Consider the following 19,856-nt stretch of genomic DNA (forward strand, 5'->3'; position numbering starts at 1 on the left):
ACCTACCACCGGCTCGACCGGCCCTACCCTCACTATCGCCACCACCCGTGCCGGCCCGGCCACGACCCGCGCGGTAAGCGGGGTCGTCCGTCTTCCGGTCCGGAGGGCCGGCCAGCGAGGTGTGATCGCCCGGGTTCTTCATACTCCGTCCGTCGCCGCCCGACCTGGGCGCTGGGACAGTAGACCCCTCGACGTAACCGGTTCGCCACGCGCCACCGCCCGGACGGCCGGCACGGGGGCTTTCGGCGGCATCCGCGACTGGCCGGGGCGGTTCTTGATCCCGTGGTGGGCGCGGGTGTAGACCCGACAGAGCCCTCCCGGCCGCCGTCGATGGCAGACCGCGGTGCCCCCAGTTGAGTGAGACCCGAGTCGGGTGAGACCCCGAGTCGGGTGAGACGGAGTGTCGTCGACGATGACCGCTCAGGACGCGATACCGGATCAGATCATCGTCAGCACACCGCGCCGGCAGTTCGTCAACGATCCGGACGACGTCGTCGAGGAGGCCCTGGAAGGGCTGGAGGCCGCTTACCCTCGACTGATCCGCTGGAACCGGGACCCCAGCTTCGTCGCGCGCGCCGAGCCGGCGCCCCCCGGACGGGTCGCGGTCGTCTCCGGCGGCGGCTCCGGCCACGAGCCGCTGCACGTCGGCATGGTCGGCGAGGGGATGCTCGACGCCGCGGTCCCGGGCGCGGTGTTCGCGAGCCCGACCGCCGGCCAGATCCTGGCCGCCACCCAGGCCGCGTCCGGCGGCGCGGGGGTGGTGCACGTCGTCAAGAACTACACCGGTGACGTGCTGAACTTCGAGATCGCGGCCGAGTTCGCCACCGACGACGGGATCATCGTCAGCCAGATTCTCGTCGACGACGACCTGGCGACCACCTCGATGACGGGCGACGGCCCCGGGCGGCGGGGCACGGCCGCCACCGTCGTCGTCGAGAAGATCGTCGGGGCCGCGGCGGCGGCCGGAGCCGACCTGGAGCGGGTCAGCGCGCTCGGCCGGCGGGTCGCGGCGACGTCGCGGTCCATGGCCGTGGCGCTCGCCGCCGGGGCGCATCCCGGCGCCGCGCGCCCGTCGTTCGAGCTGCCCTCCGACGAGGTGGAGTTCGGCGTCGGCATCCACGGCGAGCGCGGCGTCGGCCGCCGCACGTTCGCGTCCGCCGACGACCTCGCCGACCAGCTGATCCGCCCGCTGGTCGCCGACCTGGCGATCGGCCGGGGCGACCGGGTCATCGCGATCACCAACGGCCTGGGAGCGACGACCGGGCTGGAGCTCGCCGTCATCCACCGCCGGGTGACGAAGATCCTCGCCGCCGCCGGCATCACGGTCGAGCGGGCGCTGGTCGGCCCGTATGTGACGTCGCTCGACATGGCCGGCTGCTCGGTGACCCTGACCAGGGCCGACGACGAGCTGCTCACCCTCTGGGACGCCCCCGTCCGCACGATCGCGCTGAGCTGGTAGCCCGCGCGGCGCACCTGGACCCCGGGCCGGCGGGCCCTCGACGCAGATGAGGCAGGTCGACATGGTCGGTACGGCGATCGGCGCGGACGCGGGCGACGAAGCCCCTGGCCAGGAAGGCTCTCGGCCGGCGCCTGAGACGTCTGAGGCAACTGAGGCGCCGGAAGCGCCGGAGCGAGCCAGCGCGGCATCCGCCGGGCACGGCGACCAGGCCTCGCGGGAGGAGAGCGGGCGAGGGCTAGGGCTCGACCTCGACGCGGCGTACGCCTGGATCGCCTCCTTCCAGCGGCGGTCCGAGGCGGAGGCCACCGAGCTGGGCGAGCTGGACCGCCGGGCCGGCGACGGCGACTTCGGCGCGAACATCCGCCGGGCGCTGCGCCGGGTGGAGCGCCGCCTCGACGAGGCCCCGCCGGCGACCCCCGGCGAGCTGTTCCTCGGCGTCGCGCACGGCTTCCTCAACACCGGCGGCACCAGTGGCCCGCTGTTCGGCCTGTGGTTTCGCGGCATCGGCCAGGCCAGCGACGCGCCGGTGATGACGCTGGCCGCGCTCGCGAAGGGCGTCGACGTCGGAACGGCCACCGTCCAGCGCCTCGGCAAGGCCCGTCCCGGCGACAAGACCATGGTCGACGCGATGGCCCCCGCGGCCGACGCGCTCGCGGCGGCCGTCGCCGACGGCCTGGACGTGGCGGGAGGCGTCGCGCTGGCCGCCGAGGCCGCGCGCGCCGGCGCGCTCGCCACCGAGTCCATGCGCGCCCGCCGTGGCCGCGCCGCCTATGTCGGCGACCTCGCCCGCGGGGTTCTCGACCCCGGCGCCCTCACCGTCGCCCTCTTCTTCGACTCCGCCCTGGCCTAAATCGCGGTCGCCATCAGCGGCCGCGCCACCGGTTGCGGCGCCACCGGCGGCCGCGCCATCGGCGCAGGCAGGTATGCGACCGCGGCCCGCCGGCGAATCACCAAGGCGTGATTCCACCCGGTCCGCTCCGGGCCCCGAGACCCGTTGGCGCCTTCTATCCCGTCAAATGCCCGACCGGAACTCCGGCTCTGTCCGGCGAGTGGCATATTCAGCCGTGCGCGGCGTCTTTGCCCCGCAGTACCTCGCGGAACGGACAGGTGGGGGGCACCGCCGACGATGAGCGAAACCGGTGTTCGGGTTCAGGAGCTGCGGCCGGGCGATCCGGAGGAACTCGGCCGTCATCGGGTGGTGGGCCGGCTCGGCGCGGGTGGGATGGGCGTCGTCTTTCTCGCCGAAGGCCCTTTCGGGCGGGTCGCGGTCAAGCTGGTCCGGGAGGACCTGGCCGACGACCCTGAGTTCCGCCGCCGGTTCCAGCGCGAGGTCCAGGCCTGTTTCCGGGTCGGCGGCGCGCGCACGGCGCGCCTCGTCGACTTCGATCTCGCCGCGACTCGCCCGTGGCTCGCGACGGAGTTCGTGGACGCGCCGAGCCTGGCCGATCAGGTGCGTGTCGACGGGCGGCTCAGCACGGACGACCAGCTCCTGTTGGCATCCGGCCTGGCCGAGGCGCTGGTCTCGATCCATTCCACCGGCATGGTTCACCGTGATCTCAAGCCGTCGAACGTGCTGTGGACGCCGCATGGCCCCAAGGTCATCGACTTCGGCATCGCGGCCGCGGCCGACGCGGCCGCGCTGACGACGAACGGGCACTTCGTGGGCACTCCCGGCTGGCACTCGCCGGAGCAGGTGTCCGGTGAGGAGGCGACGGGCGCCGCGGACGTCTTCGCCTGGGGCTCGCTGATCTGCTATGCCGCGAGCGGACGGGCGCCGTTCGGCACCGGCCCGGTCGAGGTGATCCTGCATCGAGTCTCGCAGGGGGAGCCCAACGTCGACCGTGAGCTGATCGCGCCGGCGCTGCGCGGGCTGGTGGTGAACGCGATGGCCCGCGAGGCCTCGGACCGGCCGACGGCGGCGGACCTGTACACGGCCCTCGTCGGCTCGGTGCCCGGGGACGCGAGCTTCCCGGCGACGAGGGTTCTCGCCGGCGGTCCCGGCGACACCCCGCCGTCGACTCCCGTGCCCATCTCGTCGGCGGTCCCGCCCACCCGGCCGTGGTCCGCGACCGTCGTCGGTGGCGGGGACGGACAGCCGCCGGCTGCCCCGCCTCGGCACCGGCGCCGGCTCGCCATCGCGCTCGGCACCACGGCCGTGGTCCTGCTCGCGGCGGCGGGCACCGTCATCGGCCTCCTGCTGACCAGCGGCGGCGGAGACGGCGACGACAACGGTGGGAGCTCCGGTGACGGCGTCCAGTTCAGCGCGACCGCGCCGTGGCGGCTCACGGTCGACGACCAGATCGAGGGGGAGGACTCTGGCTGCACCGTCGACCTGGTCGACACCGTCAGCGGCGAGACGGGGCATTTCGCCGATATCTACGGACGCAAGACCCTGCAGATCCCGGCCCCCGGCGAGTACCGCTGGACTGCCAACAACGAGGCGTGTGTCCTGACCGCCACCGCGGGTTCCGGCAGCGTCGCGCTGCCCTTCGCCCAGCAGAGCTATTCCGGCGACACGGACGCGTTCCAGGCCGAGGGGCCGATCCTGGTCGACCCCGTCGATCTGGAGGAGGGCGGGGAGTGCGAGCTGACGCTGCGCGCGGTCGACGGCCGGACGCTGGACTTCGTCACGGCGCACCAGGGCGACGGCCCGGTCCAGCTCGACCCCGGCCAGCCGGGCATGGTCTACCTGGCCGAACCGTCCTGTGGCGTGAAGGTCTCGGCCAACTGGTGATCTGCCGCGCCCCGGGCGCGCATGACCTGGTGGTGGCGGCTAGCTGAGGTTCCGCGGCTAGCTGAGGTTCCGCGCGGCCAGGGAGGGAGCGTCACCCATGATGATCATGGGGTGACCGGCGGGCTGGAGCCAACGAAGGATCGACTCCAGTTCGTCCTGCGGAAGGCTGACGCAGCCCTTGGTCGGCGCCTTGTGGTCGACGTGTAGCCAGATGTCGCCGCCTGCCCGCTCGCCGAGCGGGCGGGCGGGGTCGGACGGAGGCCGGCCGGGGACCCGGTTGTAGTCGATCGCGACGACATAGTTGAACGCCGCCGACATCGGATCGTCGAGGTCACCACTGCCCGCGGCGAAGTACCGCGGCTGGTACTCGTAGGGCAGCGCGGTCCCAGGGTCGGGCAGCTTGCCGCCGGCGGCCGTCAGGCTGAACACGCCGATCGGCGAGCGGCGGTCGCCCTCGCGGTGGCCGGTGGTCCAGCCGTTCGCGCCGTTGCGGCCGGTGAGCGCGAGCCCCTGGCGCGTCCAGAGCGACGTCTCGTCGGCACGCTGCCACAGCGTCACCGCGTTGGTGGTCGACGCCCGGTCAGGGGCGCTGACGAGGATGACCTGCCTGGTCTCGGCGGGTAGCCGCGAGACGGCCCATTCGCCGACACCCGGGAGAGTGGCGGCGCTGACGATGCCGGTGCCCGTGGTCGCGTCCCCCTCTCCGGCGCCGTTCGACCCTCCAGAGACCATGGTGCCGCCCACGCCGCCGTTGTCGAGCCCCTCGTCGGCACCGGCTCCCGGCGCCGCGCTGGCGCGGGCCGTGCCCTCACCCGGCGCGCTGAGCGCGAAGGCGCCGGCGACGGACGAGTCGTGCCCCGTCGACTGCTCGACGGCCGGACCGCGGTCGGACCCGACGATCTGGAACGCGCCCGCGGTGCCCACGACGAGGGTGGCACCGACGGCCGCCACGCTGACCACCATTCCGCGGCGGGAACGCGGCCAGCGCCGGCTGATCTGACGATCGCCCCGGTGCGTGGCCATTCCTGCGCCTCCCATCCCGTCAGCGACGGGCGGCCCGGCAAGCCACCCGGTCCTGCTTCCGACGTTCCGTGCCCCCAGCGGTGCCCCGTCTGCCCCTCGCCAGCCTCCCACCTCGGCGATTCACCCGCCGAGGGGCCCAGCGCGGCCAGGCGCGACGCGACGCGCCGGACCAACGCCACCACGGCCAAGGCGTCAGTGATCCGGAACACCGATGGCGGCCCCGGCGATACCGGTCACGGCTCCACAGGTCACAGGTCACAGGTGGACCGGTGGACGTGACCAGTGACGGCACCAGCGACGTTGGCGCTGGGTAGCGACACCGCCGACGTCAACCCGACGAAATACTGTTACCGACGATAGCCACTCGAACACGCTATGGCGGTACGACTCGCCCGCCACGCGCGTATGGGTTGAAGACCACACGCCAGGATCACAACCGCGCGGTGGTGGTGGGAGCCCGCCATCCGACTCCCGCCACCCCCACCCAGACCGCGCCCGCACGCGCCCTGGCATTCGAGCAGGCGTTCTTCGACGATGGCCTGCTCCACCGGAGTGCGCCGAACGGGGCGCCCGCGTCCTGGCCGGCTGGTTCCCCGCGCGGGCCGCGGAGACCTCTTACGCACCCAAAGGCGGCCGATGTAACGTTCCACCTACAAGTACCCCGGGCGGGGGCAAATAAATGCCTGGGGATATATCTACCTACTGCTCATTCGGGGGACTGGCAGGTGACCGCGTGACCATGCCACAAGCAGAGGCACTCAGCAAGGAGCTCGTTACCAGGATTTTCAGCCCAGACGAGCGCTGGGGCTGGGAGTTCGCCCCGCCGTACCCGGTCACCCCGCACCCCGAGGCGAACCGGCCGCCGTCCCGTATTCCGGTACAGCCGCCAGACCTGCGCGGGCTGGAGTACCGGAAGATGCTGCTGAAGCAGAAGGTCTGGAAGCTGATCGTGGGCGGGCTCATCCTGCTCATCGGGCTGGGGATGCTGGCCGAGACGCCTGCCGGCCTGTTCCCAGCCCTGATCGGCGCTGGACTGCTCTGCTGGTACTTCGTGCCGATCCAGACGATCAACAATCAGGTGAAGGGCCTCACCGAGCGCTATCAGGCCGAGGTCGCCCGCCGTGAACAGGAGTTTCAGGCCGTATACGCCGAATGGCAGCGGCGCCTGCACGACCACGACCAGACCGAGCAGTACCGCGTCGGATCCGCGATGGAGTTCTATCCGCTGGATCCCGCGGCCCCAGCTCGCGTCGATATCTTCGGTGGGACCGGTGCCGGCTGGACCAGCATCCTGGCCACCGGCGGCGCGTCGCTGCTCGCGGGCGGCTCCGGTGTCCTGCTGCTCGATCTCAGCGAGCTCAGTGTCGGCGCCGGCCTGGTCATGCTCGCAAACAATGCGGCCACGCCCCCGTCCGTCGAGGTCCGGGAACTGCCGAATTCCCTGGAACGGGTCGACCTGCTCGATGGGCTGGACCCACGGGAGGCCGCCGAGATGTTCGCCGACGCCTTCGACGCGGACCGCCGGGGAGGCGGCGACGCCGGCCTGCGCGCCATCGACCTCAACATCCTGCGCGCCGTGGCGTCGTCGATCAGCGCGCCACTGACCTTCGCGCGGTTCGCCGCCGCGCTGCGCATCCTCGACAACCAGAGTTCGGCGATCTACGAAGGTGTGTTCACCGAGTACGAGGTCTCAGCCCTGCAGCAGCGGATGCACGACCTCGGCGGGCGCGAGCGGACGGCGGACCAGATCAGCTTCCTGCGCACCGAGTTCGAGACGCTCGCCGGCCACGATCCGGCTGCCCAGCCCGGCGCCCCGGCGGCCACGTCGCGCGAGTGGTGGCCGAACGCGGGCGGGCTGCGCGTGCTGGCGACGACGAGCGCGGGGCGAGGCGGCTCGGGACGGCGCAAGCTGCTGACCGACCGGGTGCTCGTCCAGATGCTGCTGCACCAGCTGCGCAACAACGGCCGCGCCGGCGCCGGCACCGTCGTGGTGATCGCGGGAGCCGACCACCTCGGCCGCGACACCCTGACGGCGCTGACCGGCCAGGCGGAGGTATCCCGCGTCCGGCTGGTCCTGCTGTTCAAGAACCTCAGCGACGATGCCGAGAGGCTGATCGGCACCGGCCACAGCGCGACGATCTTCATGCGGCTGGGCAACTCGCGCGAGGCGGCGGCCGCGGCCGAGCACATCGGCAAGGGATTCCGGTTCGTGCTCTCCCAGCTGACCAACCAGGTCGGCACAAGCTTCACCGAGGGCTTCGCGAACAGCTACGGGGAGCAGGACGGCACCTCGCACAGCCGCGGGGAGGGCGGCAACCGCGGGTGGTCGCCTGGCGGGCGGTCCAGCGGTGACAGCTGGAACAGCTCGACCACGACGTCGCACTCGTCGACCTGGACGAACACCGTCAACGTCTCCGCCGCGGTCAACCAGAACGCGGGCGTCACGGTGGCGCGGGAGAAGGACTACACGGTCGAGCCGACCGTGCTGCAGAGCCTGGCAGCGACGGCGTTCATCCTGGTCGGCACAGGCAGCGGCCCCGGCCGCGTCCGCCCCGGTGACTGCAACCCGGGCCTGGTGCTGCTGCCCAAGGTCGCGCCACTGCCCCGAGAGCTCACCGCGGTGCCGAACCCGGCGGACCCGCACTCGGGTGCCGGCGGCATCACCCCCACCCAGCAGATCCCGGCCCCGCAGTCGGGCTACCAGCAGCCGCCGCCCGGATACCCGCAGCAGCAGCCCACCTACCCCGGCCCCTACCAGCAGGCGTACCCGCCCTCCGGCGGGACCGGCGGTTATCCGCCGGCGGGTGGTACTGGCGGCTACCCGTACCAGCAGCCGCGGCAGCCGTACAACTGGCCGGGACAGCAGTAGTCCGGGGGATCGTGATGCTGGAAGGGTTCCGCTTCCACCGGCTGCTCTCCGTCCCTCGCCCGCCGGACCCGGCGGACCGGCCCGACCCGGCGCCGGCCCAGCTGTTCGCCGCGCTCATCGCGTCGCACGCCGACCTGACCGGCGGCACGGGCGGCACGGGCGGCACGGGTGTGCCCGCGATCGCGGTCGCCTGGGTGCGGGTCCCGGGCGATCCGCACCTGCGGGTCCTGGTCGGTGGCAGCCCCCACTTCCCACCGGCCCGCGCCGCGGTGGCACGGGCGTCCGACGGCACGGCACCGCCGGTGCTCTATCCGCCGGGCAGCACCGGGGTGCCCGTCGACACCGCCGACGTCGTGGCGGCGCTGACCGGCTTTCCGAGCTGGCTGCGCTGCGAGGGGACCGCCGACGCGCTGTGGGCGACCGCCGGTACCAGTGGCAGTGGCGGTGGTGCCGGTGCCGCCGGTGGCGGTGGCGGTGGCGGCCGGGGCGACCGCGGCCCGGCGCGGCACGGCTCGTTCGACGACTACGCCGCTCACCTGCCGGGTGCCTACGCCTGGCTGGTGATCGCGCAGCCGGTACCAACGGGAGTCGTCGACACCGAGCGCGGCGACCTGCTCCGCATGATCCCGTTCCTGCGTCAGCGAGAGCGCGACGAGCACGCCCGCCTCGAGCTGGAACGCGCCGAGGCCCGCTACCGCGAGCTCACCCGCTCGCGAGCGACCGGGATGTGGGATGCGCGGGTGCTCGTCGGCGCCCCGTCGACGACCGAGGCGCGGCTGACCGCGGCCCTCCTGTGCGGCGCCGGCGACCTCGACGACCTGCCTTACCTGCTGACCCCGGCGGGCGGGCGTCCGACGTCGCTGGCCGAGGCGCTCGGCCTGCCCGAGCGGCCGCGGCCCGCCACCGCGCCACAGGCGGTGACCGCCGGTCCAGGCGGGCCCGGGCCTATCCGGCCGGTCCCCGGCGTGGGCACCGGCCAGCCGGGCCCGGTTCGCGCTCCTAGCCCACCCGTCGGCGGGCCGGCCACCGCCGGGGTCGCGGCGACGTTCCCGTTCCGGGCCGGCGGCGAGCTGGTCGCCGCGCTCGCCCGGCCGCCGCGCCGCGAGCTGCCCGGGATCACGCTGGTCACCCCGCACACCTTCGACGTCACCCCGGAGGGGGTGCTCGCGACCACCGCGCCGATGGCGCCGGCGCCGGCGCTGAACGGTTCTTCCTTCGTGAAGGGCTCCCCCGGCGACGGGTTCGTGCTCGGCCAGGTGCTCGACGCCGGGTGGTCGCCCGCCGGGGTGCTGCCGGTGCCGCGCTCGACGCTCAACCGGCACGCCTTCGTCTGCGGCGCGACCGGCTCCGGCAAGTCCCAGACAGTCCGTTCCCTGCTCGAGTCCCTCGCCCGGGCCGCGGATCCGGTGCCATGGCTGGTGCTGGAGCCGGCGAAGGCCGAATACGCCCGGATGGCCGGCCGGCTGGCCGGCCACAGCGACGTGGTCGTGATCAAGCCGGGCCAGTACGACGCCCCGCCGGCCGGGCTCAACCCGCTGGAGCCCGAGCCCGGGTTCCCGGTGCAGAGCCACCTCGACCTGGTCCGCGCGCTGTTCCTGGCCGCGTTCGAGGCGCAGGAACCGTTCCCGCAGGTGCTCTCCAAGGCGCTGACCGTCTGCTACACCGAGGCGGGCTGGGACCTGGTCGCCGATCGGATGCGCCCGGAGCACCGGCCACGTTTCCGCGACGACGAGCCGCTGGAGCCGGCTCGCCGTCGCTACCCGACACTCGGCGACCTGCAGCGCACCGCCACGGTCGTGGTCGAGAGCATCGGCTATGGCAAGGAGATCACCGACAACGTCCGCGGCTTCGTCGACATCCGGATCGGCTCGCTGCGCGACGGCCGGCCGGGCCGCTTCTTCGAGGGCGGTCATCCGCTCGACATCGCCGAGCTGCTGACCCGCAACGTCGTGTTCGAGCTCGAGGACATCACCAACGACCAGGACAAGGCGTTCCTCATCGGCGCGGTCCTGATCCGGATCGTCGAGCATCTGCGGGTCCGGTGGGGCAACACCGGCACCGACGAGCTGCGGCACGTGCTCGTCGTCGAGGAGGCGCACCGGCTGCTCAAGAACGTCGAGGACGGCCCCGCGGCCGCGGCCGTCGAGCTGTTCGCCTCGCTGCTCGCCGAGATCCGCGCCTACGGCGAGGGCGTGCTCGTCGTCGAGCAGATCCCGTCGAAGATCCTCCCCGACGTCCTGAAGAACACCGCGCTGAAGGTGATGCACCGGCTGCCCTCGGCCGAGGACCGGCTGGCCGTCGGCTCGACGATGAACCTGCGCGACGAGCAGTCCGAGCTGGTGGTGTCACTCCCGCCGGGTGTGGCAGCGGTCGCGGTCGACGGTATGGACCGCCCGGTGCTCACCCGGATGACGCCCGGCTCCCACCGCGAGACGCCGGCCGGCGCCCGCTACGACGGCGCGCCGCTCGGGGGACGGCGCAGCGAGCTGTGCGGCCTGGACTGCCAGCGCGCCGCCTGCACCCTCTGGCAGATCAACGACGCGTCCCACCTCGCCGAGGACCCGCGCCTCGTCGTCTGGGTGGAGGCGGTCGCCGCCCACCAGGTCATCGGCCTCGCGCACCTGCTCGGCCAGCCACCACCCGTCCCCGTTGCCGCGCTGCGCCACGAGCTGCTGGCCCTGCCGGAACGCACCCGCGACTGCCTGCTCGCGCACGCGGTCGACCGGTCCGTGGCCGCCCGTGCGACCCTGCTGCGCGGCTACGTCGACCCGGACGACTTCGCCACCCGGTTGGCGGACACCCTCAGGCGCCTCCTCGTCGGCGCCCCGATGGACGCCGCCGACACCCGCCGCTGGACCGCCGGCCAGTACCGCTACCAGGACGTCCGTCGAACCCTGCACGCGGCGCGCGATGAACCCGGAGCTGACCGCCCGCACCCGGACACGGCCGACTGGCGCCGCCGCGGCCTGTCGATCGTGGCGACGACCGTCGCCGCACAGTTCGAGGAGCTGCGCGGCAGCGCACGCTATGCACCAGGCATGGACGCCGTCGTGCTCGGCGACCTGACCACGAGCCGCTTCGCGACCGCCGTACGCACGCTCGCCGGCGGCGTGTCCGAGGAGCATCTGCACGCCGCGCTGCGATTGGCCTGCGTGTCAGGTGACCTCGCGAAGCTGCATCGTCAGATGACCCACCTGCTGGAGAAGCACGTGGCGGGCGGGGGGAGCTGAGGAACAGTGGCGACCGACTCGGCGGCGGATGCCCCTCCCCCGCCGCCACCACCACCGCCCCCGGACACGACGTCCCAGCAGAACGCTGACGACCTCGACAGCGACACCCAGACCGCCTCCGCGAACCGGAACGGCGCTGGGGAAACGAGCCGTGGAGGCGAGAGCGACGACCAGGACGGCTACGCCAGGTCGAACGCGGACAACCAGGCCGACTCTGTCGCCCAGAACGACGGCACCCAGAACAGCACGGCGAACGAGACCCCGATCAACCAGCAAAACGCCGACGACCTGGACAGCCACGGCCAGGCCGACGCCGCGAGCCAGAACTCGAACCAGAATGGCGACAACGCCGCGCACATCGGTGGAGAAGACCGGACCGGGCAAACCAACGAGAACGGGTCCGGTGCTGACAGCCAGACCAGCACCGTTGACCAGGACCAAGACGCCCAGAACGACGCGCCCCACGAGGCTCCGATCAATCAGCAGAACGCCGATGACCTCGACGGCCACGGCCAGTCCGACAACCCGAACCAGTACGACTCCGAACAGAAGACTGAAAAGCTGGACGCCAGCTCGAACGGCTCCGGTTCTGAGGGGCTCGAACGACCCGGCCTCGGCCTCGAGCCCACTCCAGAGTTCCAGGCTGCCCTCGACGAGCGCATGGCTGCGACTGACGAGAACAAGGCCGCTCAGAGCGGCCCCCGCGATGAGACCGTCGACCCCGCCAATGACCAGCAGATCAATCAACAGGACCAGGGCACACCGGCACATACGGTTCCTACGGAACAAGTCGACGGCCAGAAGGCCACCGGCCAGGACCGGACCTCAAACGCCGCCGTCAACCATGAGGCTGGCGATGGCGCGCCGCCCGACAGCGGCCCACCACCCGACGATGGACCACCCGACGGCGGTTCACCACTAGGCGGTGGTCCACCTCCCGGCGACGGACCGCCGCCCGGCGGTGGACCGCCCCATGACGATGACGACGCCCCAGATCGTCGAGGTGGTGACGACCGTCGGAGCGACCCTGGCGACTATGACGGCCCTGACCGTCGCAGCGGCGATGATCGTCGCGGCTACGTTGGCGCCAGCGATGGAGATGACGAGGCGGACCCCACAGCCAGCCCTCCGGCCGAGCAGACGGGCACCGACGACGGGGAAGATCCGAACGAAACCGGTCGACCCGAGTCCGGGCCTTTGGAAGGGAGAATAGAGTATGAGGTAGCAGATCCAGTCACCGGGAGGACGATAACGGATATCGACCGTGTCGAGGATGGAACTCTTTGGGAAGAGAAGACCGCCACCAGCGGGGTTGACCGTCGAACCGGCGAAGACAAAACGGCAGACTGGGTCGACAAACATATCGACCAGAAATTCAATAAATACCAGGAAGCTCGACAGCATATGCCCGGATATGAGCAGGCTCCAGTAGGATTCCACTTCACGAAGCCAGGCGTCGACCCGAATTTCAAAAACGCCGTCGAGAGCGCTGTGCAAAAGCTGCGCAACCAGCATCCCGAAACAACGATTAATCTCCGATGGGAGGACTGACGGTGGGAGTTCTGTTCGAGATCGCCGGCGAGACCGTATGGGAACCAGGCCAGAAAGTGGCGCGCCTATTCCTCGCACAAGTTCGCGCCCTCGAAGAGGCTACCGGGTCGCCGAGTGGACTGAGCGCGTCCTTTGACGATGAGATAGCGATCGATGTCGAGAAATTCGAGGAGTTTATCGCGGCAACCACGTCACTGATAGCACGCTCCAACAGTCGCGCCTTGATGGCGTTGGTTCGAGGACCGCTGAGAATCATGCTAGCACTTCATGAACGACACACGGATGCACCTTTCCCCTTCACTCCAGACCTCCAGTCCGCTGCCGATCGACTCGACGCAGGCGATCAGGATTCACCACTATAGGAACTCATTTTAGAAGGATCAGAAATCCCTGGGCATATTCCCGTGGGCAAATAAAGGCGGAAGCGATCGAAGCCCACCCGGTTCGTTCGGTAAATATCGACGACGTCGACTATACGGACGATCTTTTCGTCGTCAGCGAAGGGGAGATTTTCACTGGCGGGGCGGTTGGCTACCGCACAGATGGCCAGCTCCGCAAGGTGGAGACCTATGGAAATGACTGCCTAAGCAGGCCGGAGCGCACGTTCCAGCCTGACGGATCGATCAAGTCCGAGTATTGGAACGTCGACGGTGCCCGGGACGGTACCGGCCGAACCTGGTTCCCGAACGGCCAAATGGAATCCGAGACGCAGTACGACCACGCCAAAGTCATCCACAGGAAGCTCTGGTCAGAGGACGGGACCGAGCCAAGCTGACTTTCACTCGGTTCGGTCGCATCAATCAGCGCTCGGCACCACGAGGGGTTGCGGTGGGGCAGATCGAGGATGCCGAGGCACTGCAGGTCGAGCTGCGCCGGCTCGTCCAGGCTGACGCGCCGGGCCCGGACCTGGTCAAGAGCGTGGCTGGCTTGGACGTCGCATACGACACCGGCTCCGATTTGGTTGCGAGCGCCGTCGTCCTCGCAGCGCCGGGCTGGGAGGTGGTCGTAGTGTTCGTATCAGCCGCAGTGGTTGGCCGAGCAGCCTTTCCCTACCTCCCGGGCCGGCTGTCGTTCCGGGAGCCGCCGCCGCTCGATGCGTGGAAGACCGTTCTCCCTCCACTCGCCGCGCTGCCAGATTCGCCGCAGGAGACATCGCCGTGACGCCTGGGGCCGCACGAGTCAACCTGATCGTCCTCTACTCAGATGATATCGAGGCCTGTCGCGCATTCTATGAAAATCTTGGCCTGAGCTTCGTTGTCGAACAGCATGATAATGGCCCAACCCACTTTGCCACCGCATTCAGCGATGGCGGGGTCCTTGAGATTTATCCTGCGGGAAAGAGAGGCCCAACGGGCGCGCTCCGCATCGGGATCACCGTTCCCCATGGTCTGCCGAAAGACCGCCGACTCGCCGTAGGCACGCACCTGTTGCGTGATCCCGACAATCGAACGGTCGAAGTAACGGTAGTGTAGATGTGACTAGCAAACGCCTCTTCGCGGTTGACCGGATGTTGTAGCTGTCGGCAGCCTCATGGGGCCAGCGCACCAACCGCCATGCGATAGCAGCAGACTTTCGGGTCTTCCGGCCGGCGTGTCCCGGTCGAGAGCCTGGCGGGACCGGCGCACCCGGGAACGGCGAGGATGGGAACGAGCTGAGCCGTGCCTGTGCCCCTGCCCGGCTCGGTCGCGGGAGGCGGCGGTCGGCGGGACGAGGGGGTTGCAGTGGGGCAGATCGAGGATGCCGAGGTGCTGCAGGCCGACCTGCGTCGGCTCGTCCGGGCCGACACGCGCGGCCCCGAGCTGGTCACGACGGTGGCAGGCTTCGACGTCGCCTATGACACCGGCTCCGATCTGCTCGCGGGCGCGGTTGTCGTCCTCGCCGCGCCCGACTGGGAGGCTGTCGCGTCGGCCACGGTGGTTGGGCGGGCCGCTTTCCCCTACGTCCCGGGTTTGCTGTCGTTCCGGGAGTTGCCACCACTGCTGGACGCGTGGGAGACCGTTCTTCCCAGGCTCGCCGCGCCGCCCGATCTGCTGGTGTGCGACGGGCATGGCATCGCCCACCCTCGGCGGTTCGGGCTGGCCTGCCATCTCGGCGTCACGCTGAACCTGCCGACGGTCGGGGTGGCGAAGACGCCCTTCGTCGGCGAGCACTCGCCGCCCGGCGGACGTCGAGCCGACCGGACGGCGATCATGCTCGACGGCGAGCCGGTGGGAGCCGCGCTGCGAACCCGCGACGGCGTCCGCGAGGTGTACGTCTCGGTCGGGCACCGGACCAACCTTGACTCCGCCTGTCGGTGGGTGCTGGAGCTGTGCCCCAGCTACCGCCTACCGGAGACGACCCGGGCGGCCGACAGGCTCAGCCGCGATGCACTCGCCGACGCTTTGGCTGCGTCTCACTGACAGGGCGCGGCGGGCTCGGTGGATACCCGACCTGACTTGGCTCGAGTTGGTGCGGTCCTCGCCGGAAGCGATGGCTCTTGTCGAGGTCGTCGCGGAGGTGGTCGGGTGAGGGTCTCGGTGGCGGTGAGGGTGTGGTCGCCTGCCTGGATCTGGGTGGAGCGGTAGCGGCGCGTGGTGCGGACGAGCCGGCGGTCGACCAGTTGGTGGCCTGTTCGATAAGGCGGGAGACCGCGAGAGCCGCGAAGGCGACTGTCAGGTGGCCACACCGCCCCGCGGAACGCGGAGATCCACACCGCCCCGCGGAACGCGGAGATCCACACCGTCCCGCGGAACGCGGAGATCCACACCGTCCCGCGGAACGCGGAGATCCACACCGTCCCGCGGAACGCGGAGATCCACACCGTCCCGCGGAACGCGGAGATCCACACCGTCCCGCGGAACGCGGAGATCCACACCGTCCCGCGGAACGCGGAGATCCACACCGTCCCGCGGAACGCGGAGATCCACACCGTCCCGCGGAACGCGGAGATCCACACCGTCCCGCGGAACGCGGAGATCCACACCGTCCCGCGGAACGCGGAGATCCACACCGTCCCGCGGAACGCGGAGATCCACACCGTCCCGCGGAACGCGGAGATCCACACCGTCCCGCGGAACGCGGAGATCCACACCGTCCCGCGGAACGCGGAGATCCACACCGTCCCGCGGAACGCGGAGATCCACACCGTCCCGCGGAACGCGGAGATCCACACCGTCCCGCGGAACGCGGAGATCCACACCGTCCCGCGGAACGCGGAGATCCACACCGTCCCGCGGAACGCGGAGATCCACACCGTCCCGCGGAACGCGGAGATCCACACCGTCCCGCGGAACGCGGAGATCCACACCGTCCCGCGGAACGCGGAGATCCACACCGTCCCGCGGAACGCGGAGATCCACACCGTCCCGCGGAACGCGGAGATCCACACCGTCCCGCGGAACGCGGAGATCCACACCGTCCCGCGGAACGCGGAGATCCACACCGTCCCGCGGAACGCGGAGATCCACACCGTCCCGCGGAACGCCGTCGGGCGCTGGGCGCCCTCGGCCGGTGATGGGGCGGTGTGTGTCAGGGTCGGGGATGTGGGATCGGGACGGGTGGGTGACAGTTGCGTTGCGGGGCGGTGCGCCCCGGGGACCTGTGAGCCAGGCCGGTCAGCAGGCCGTCCGCACATACGGAGACACCCGGCCGACCTGGAACCGGCATGTCAGTGCGGACTTTTCGCCGTCTCGCGCGACAGCACACCAGGTCACAGACCTATGATCTCGCCCAGGTGATCAACGTGAGCCAAGTCAGGTGACAGAGTGCGGCGTGCTCGGTGGATACGCGATGCGCGTCAGTGGGTCCGCGGGTCGGCGACCGGCAGGTAGAGGTGGGAGCCGTGGGCGGTGAACTCGGCGGCCTTTTCTCGTAGGCCGGCCTCGATCGCGTCGGTGGAGTCGAGGCCGTGTTCGTCGGCGTAGCGACGGACGTCCTGGGTGATCCTCATCGAGCAGAAGTGCGGGCCGCACATCGAGCAGAAGTGGGCCGACTTGGCCGGGGCCGCCGGCAGGGTCTCGTCGTGGAAGGCCTGGGCGGTCTCCGGGTCGAGGGCAAGGTTGAACTGGTCGGTCCAGCGGAAGTCGAACCGGGCGGCGGACAGGGCGTCGTCCCAGGCCTGCGCGCCGGGGTGGCCCTTGGCGAGATCCGCCGCGTGTGCGGCGATCTTGTAGGCGATGACACCCGCCTTGACGTCGTCGCGGTCCGGGAGGCCCAGATGCTCCTTCGGGGTGACGTAGCAGAGCATCGCTGTGCCATACCAGCCGATCATCGCGGCGCCGATCGCCGAGGTGATGTGGTCGTACCCGGGCGCGATGTCGGTGGTGAGCGGCCCGAGCGTGTAGAAGGGCGCGTCGTGGCACAGCTCGCGCTGCAGGTCCACATTCTCCTTGATCTTGTTCATCGGGACGTGCCCGGGGCCCTCGATCATGACCTGGACGTCGTGGTCCCAGGCGACGCGCGTCAGCTCACCCAGCGTCGCGAGTTCGGCCAGCTGGGCCTCGTCGTTCGCGTCGGCGATCGAGCCGGGGCGCAGGCCGTCGCCGAGCGAGAAGGTCACGTCGTAGGCGCGCAGGATCTCGCACAGCTCAGCGAAGTGGGTGTAGAGAAAGTTCTCCTCGTGATGCGCCAGGCACCAGGCGGCGAGGATCGCCCCGCCTCGGGAGACGATCCCGGTGCGCCGGCGCGCGGTCATCGGTACGTAGCGCAGCAGCACCCCGGCGTGGACGGTCATGTAGTCGACGCCCTGCTCGGCCTGCTCGACGACGGTGTCCCGGTACAGCTCCCAGGAGAGATCCTCGGCACGCCCGCCGGCCTTCTCCAGCGCCTGGTAGATCGGCACCGTCCCGACCGGGACGGGCGAGTTGCGGATGATCCACTCTCGGGTGGTGTGGATGTCGCGGCCGGTTGACAGGTCCATCACGGTGTCCGCGCCCCAGCGGGTCGCCCACACCATCTTCTCGACCTCCTCCTCGATCGAGGAGGAGACCGCCGAGTTGCCGATGTTGGCGTTGATCTTCACGAGCAGGTTGCGGCCGATCGCCATCGGCTCGGACTCGGGGTGGTTGATGTTCGCAGGCAGCACGGCCCGGCCGGCGGCGATCTCGTCGCGGACGAAGTCCGGCGCGAGCCCCTCCCGGATGGCGACGAACTCCATCTCCCGGGTGATCTCGCCGCGCCGGGCGTACGCGAGCTGCGTGACCGCGGCCCCGGGCACGGTGTCGCCGCGGGCCTCGATCCACGGCGCGCGGACCGCGGCGAGGCCCCGGCGGACGTCGATGGCGACCTCCGGGTCGGTGTAGGGACCGGAGGTGTCGTAGAGGACCACGGACTCGCCCGTGGACAGGGGCACCTCCCGCATCGGGACGCGCAACGCGCCGCCGGGGCCGGACGGGCCCACGAGGTAGGCCCGCCGGCTACCCGCCAGCGGAGGGTGAGCGATGGGCACGGCGGTGCCGGTGGGCTCGGTGGTCCCGGTGAACACAGCGGTGCTGGTGGACTCAGGGGTGGGACGGGCGGACTGCGCCATCAGAAGGCTCCCTACGCCGGCATTACCCGGACAGGTTCGGCGGTCGGCGGCCCCGGCCCGATGCCCAGCCGCCCTCTCAGCCCCCTGTGGTGGAAGCTCCCGCGGTTCGTTCGTTCCGGACGCTACGGCACGCCACGGGTCGCCGTCACGGGTTTCCCGGTCATGCCCAGGTGCGATGCGCGACGGCGGCGTCCCCAAGGGTGCCGAACCCGGCCGAGGTCGGGTCCAAACCCAGCGCCGGGCCGAAGGCCTGATCCAGCGCCGGCGTGAGGGCGGCAGCGAAGCCGGGCACGCGGACGCCGCCACCGCGGGCGAGCCGGGATGGGGCGCCTGTCCAGCCGCGCTGGCGCAGCGCGCTCACCACGGCGGCACCGACGCGATCGGGCTCCTCGCGCAGGATGCGGATGGGCACCCGCAACAGAAGCTGGCCAGCGTGTCGACTGGCCCGGCCCGCATGGGCGATCATCTGGATTCCGGCCGGCGCGGACCGCGCCACCCGGCCGCCCCGCGAGCCGAGGGCCGCCGCCGTCGCGGGCGGCACGGCGGCCGTGCGGATGCCCGTCGCCGAGATCACGCCCAGCTCGACGTGGACCTGCCAGGGCTCGTAGCTGATCTCGAGCCGGCTGGGTGCGCGCGGGTCGGGGCGGGTCCGCCGGCCGGGCGGCAGCCCGAACCGGTCCTCGACCCGCTGGTAGAGCGAGTCGGGCACCCACGGGGCGTCAGCGTCGAGGTCGTCGAGGGCGTCGCCGATCACCTGCCGGCGGCTGATCGGCCCGCGGCGGGCCAGCGCCGAGCGCACCTCGTCGGACTCGACGATCCCACTGGCCACGGCAAGCGCCAGGATCGTCCGGGCCTCCTCGTGGCTCGGCGACCATTCCGCCAGGTCGACCACCGAGCGTGGGAGCGCCGTGCGCGGCGGCCAGGTGTCGAGGTGCAGGTCCTCGCCGCCGAGCCGGGCGGTCGCCCGGATCCGCACTCCGGGGCGCGGGGTGACCCGCCGGCCGGACGCCAGCAGCACGGTCAGCCACGGTTCCTCGCATCCGCGCAGCCCGCCCAGAGCCGCCGCCGACGCGCCGCCCAGCACGGCGTCCGGGCCGATCGACACGAGCGCGCACCACAGCCGCTGGATCAGCGTCAACGGGCCGGGCTGGGTGACGACGACGTCGCCGGAGTACAGCTGCCAGCCGCCGCTGTCGACGCGGCGGCGGATCTCGGCGCGGGTGAGCCCGGCGGTCACCGCCTCCTTGACGGTCAGCACACCGGCGCGCCGGGCGGCGATCTGGATCGCCGGTCCGTCACCCGCCTCGCCGTCGCGCGGCGCGGGCAGCGACCCGGCGGCAGGCGTGCGGACCTCGCCCGAGGAGCCGAGGTCGACGAAGGACGTGTCGTGCCGCGAGGCATGGCCATGCTGGGCCCGGTCGATAGTCATGACAAGCACGATGAAGACGGCTAATGGTGCATTCAAGCCCAACAGAACATCTGTG

At 71.2% G+C, this 19,856-nt stretch carries 14 protein-coding genes; 9 read left to right on the plus strand and 5 right to left on the minus strand.

Translation table 11 applies throughout. From position 1 onward, the window contains the following. The first annotated feature begins 412 nt into the window (after positions 1–412). The 3 genes from FRCN3DRAFT_RS0241550 to FRCN3DRAFT_RS0241560 all read left to right on the plus strand — a co-directional run bounded on the left by FRCN3DRAFT_RS0241550 (position 413) and on the right by FRCN3DRAFT_RS0241560 (position 4,193). Positions 413–1,459 carry a dihydroxyacetone kinase subunit DhaK gene (locus tag FRCN3DRAFT_RS0241550; protein ID WP_007515843.1) on the plus strand — a complete coding sequence of 349 codons (1,047 nt, stop codon included), beginning with the start codon at positions 413–415 and terminating at the stop codon, positions 1,457–1,459. 61 nt (positions 1,460–1,520) lie between these two features. Next, positions 1,521–2,309: a dihydroxyacetone kinase subunit DhaL gene (gene dhaL / locus FRCN3DRAFT_RS0241555; RefSeq protein WP_007515844.1), complete on the plus strand. Its 789-nt coding sequence runs from the start codon at positions 1,521–1,523 to the stop codon at positions 2,307–2,309. Between the two features lie 276 nt (positions 2,310–2,585). Further along, positions 2,586–4,193, plus strand: coding sequence for a serine/threonine-protein kinase (locus tag FRCN3DRAFT_RS0241560; RefSeq protein ID WP_007515845.1), 1,608 nt, complete (start codon positions 2,586–2,588; stop codon positions 4,191–4,193). A gap of 57 nt (positions 4,194–4,250) precedes the next feature. On the opposite strand, the gene FRCN3DRAFT_RS0241565 is transcribed toward FRCN3DRAFT_RS0241560, so the two are convergent. Beyond that, complete coding sequence (locus tag FRCN3DRAFT_RS0241565) at positions 4,251–5,144, minus strand: L,D-transpeptidase family protein (protein WP_232794419.1); 894 nt, start codon at positions 5,142–5,144, stop codon at positions 4,251–4,253. An 811-nt stretch (positions 5,145–5,955) separates the two neighbouring features. Between FRCN3DRAFT_RS0241565 and FRCN3DRAFT_RS0241570 the strand changes: the two genes are divergently transcribed. The 5 genes from FRCN3DRAFT_RS0241570 to FRCN3DRAFT_RS48950 all read left to right on the plus strand — a co-directional run bounded on the left by FRCN3DRAFT_RS0241570 (position 5,956) and on the right by FRCN3DRAFT_RS48950 (position 14,027). After that, the gene (locus FRCN3DRAFT_RS0241570) at positions 5,956–8,085 is read left to right on the plus strand and encodes a hypothetical protein (protein WP_425343372.1); all 2,130 of its coding nucleotides are present in this window, start codon (positions 5,956–5,958) and stop codon (positions 8,083–8,085) included. A 14-nt stretch (positions 8,086–8,099) separates the two neighbouring features. Continuing rightward, complete coding sequence (locus FRCN3DRAFT_RS0241575; protein ID WP_007515848.1) at positions 8,100–11,315, plus strand: ATP-binding protein; 3,216 nt, start codon at positions 8,100–8,102, stop codon at positions 11,313–11,315. A 6-nt stretch (positions 11,316–11,321) separates the two neighbouring features. Further along, positions 11,322–12,866: a midas domain-containing protein gene (locus tag FRCN3DRAFT_RS54665; RefSeq protein ID WP_007515849.1), complete on the plus strand. Its 1,545-nt coding sequence runs from the start codon at positions 11,322–11,324 to the stop codon at positions 12,864–12,866. A 2-nt stretch (positions 12,867–12,868) separates the two neighbouring features. Beyond that, positions 12,869–13,228: a DUF6086 family protein gene (locus FRCN3DRAFT_RS54670; protein ID WP_131803439.1), complete on the plus strand. Its 360-nt coding sequence runs from the start codon at positions 12,869–12,871 to the stop codon at positions 13,226–13,228. Positions 13,229–13,694: 466 nt separating this feature from the next. Beyond that, entirely contained in the window at positions 13,695–14,027 is a 333-nt protein-coding gene (locus tag FRCN3DRAFT_RS48950) for an endonuclease V (protein ID WP_007515851.1), read from the plus strand. A gap of 38 nt (positions 14,028–14,065) precedes the next feature. On the opposite strand, the gene FRCN3DRAFT_RS54675 is transcribed toward FRCN3DRAFT_RS48950, so the two are convergent. Then, a complete protein-coding gene (locus FRCN3DRAFT_RS54675; protein WP_007515853.1) occupies positions 14,066–14,290 on the minus strand; it encodes a hypothetical protein in 225 nt (74 codons plus the stop codon). A 234-nt stretch (positions 14,291–14,524) separates the two neighbouring features. Between FRCN3DRAFT_RS54675 and FRCN3DRAFT_RS0241605 the strand changes: the two genes are divergently transcribed. Continuing rightward, positions 14,525–15,265 (plus strand): endonuclease V, encoded by a 741-nt coding sequence (locus FRCN3DRAFT_RS0241605; RefSeq protein ID WP_232794420.1) that lies wholly within the window; start codon positions 14,525–14,527, stop codon positions 15,263–15,265. Here FRCN3DRAFT_RS0241605 and FRCN3DRAFT_RS56970 read toward each other — a convergent pair. From FRCN3DRAFT_RS56970 to FRCN3DRAFT_RS50445, 3 genes are all read right to left on the minus strand, one after another. After that, positions 15,259–16,314: a hypothetical protein gene (locus FRCN3DRAFT_RS56970; RefSeq protein WP_027141415.1), complete on the minus strand. Its 1,056-nt coding sequence runs from the start codon at positions 16,312–16,314 to the stop codon at positions 15,259–15,261. The two genes, FRCN3DRAFT_RS0241605 and FRCN3DRAFT_RS56970, sit on opposite strands and share 7 nt — an antisense overlap. A 327-nt stretch (positions 16,315–16,641) precedes the next feature. Then, positions 16,642–18,372, minus strand: a complete 1,731-nt coding sequence (thiC, locus tag FRCN3DRAFT_RS0241615) for a phosphomethylpyrimidine synthase ThiC (RefSeq protein ID WP_007515856.1) — start codon at positions 18,370–18,372, stop codon at positions 16,642–16,644. 160 nt (positions 18,373–18,532) lie between these two features. After that, positions 18,533–19,801, minus strand: coding sequence for a type IV toxin-antitoxin system AbiEi family antitoxin domain-containing protein (locus FRCN3DRAFT_RS50445; protein ID WP_007515857.1), 1,269 nt, complete (start codon positions 19,799–19,801; stop codon positions 18,533–18,535). Positions 19,802–19,856: the final 55 nt, after the last annotated feature.

It is taken from the genome of Pseudofrankia saprophytica (assembly GCF_000235425.2).
GTDB lineage: Bacteria > Actinomycetota > Actinomycetes > Frankiales > Frankiaceae > Pseudofrankia > Pseudofrankia saprophytica.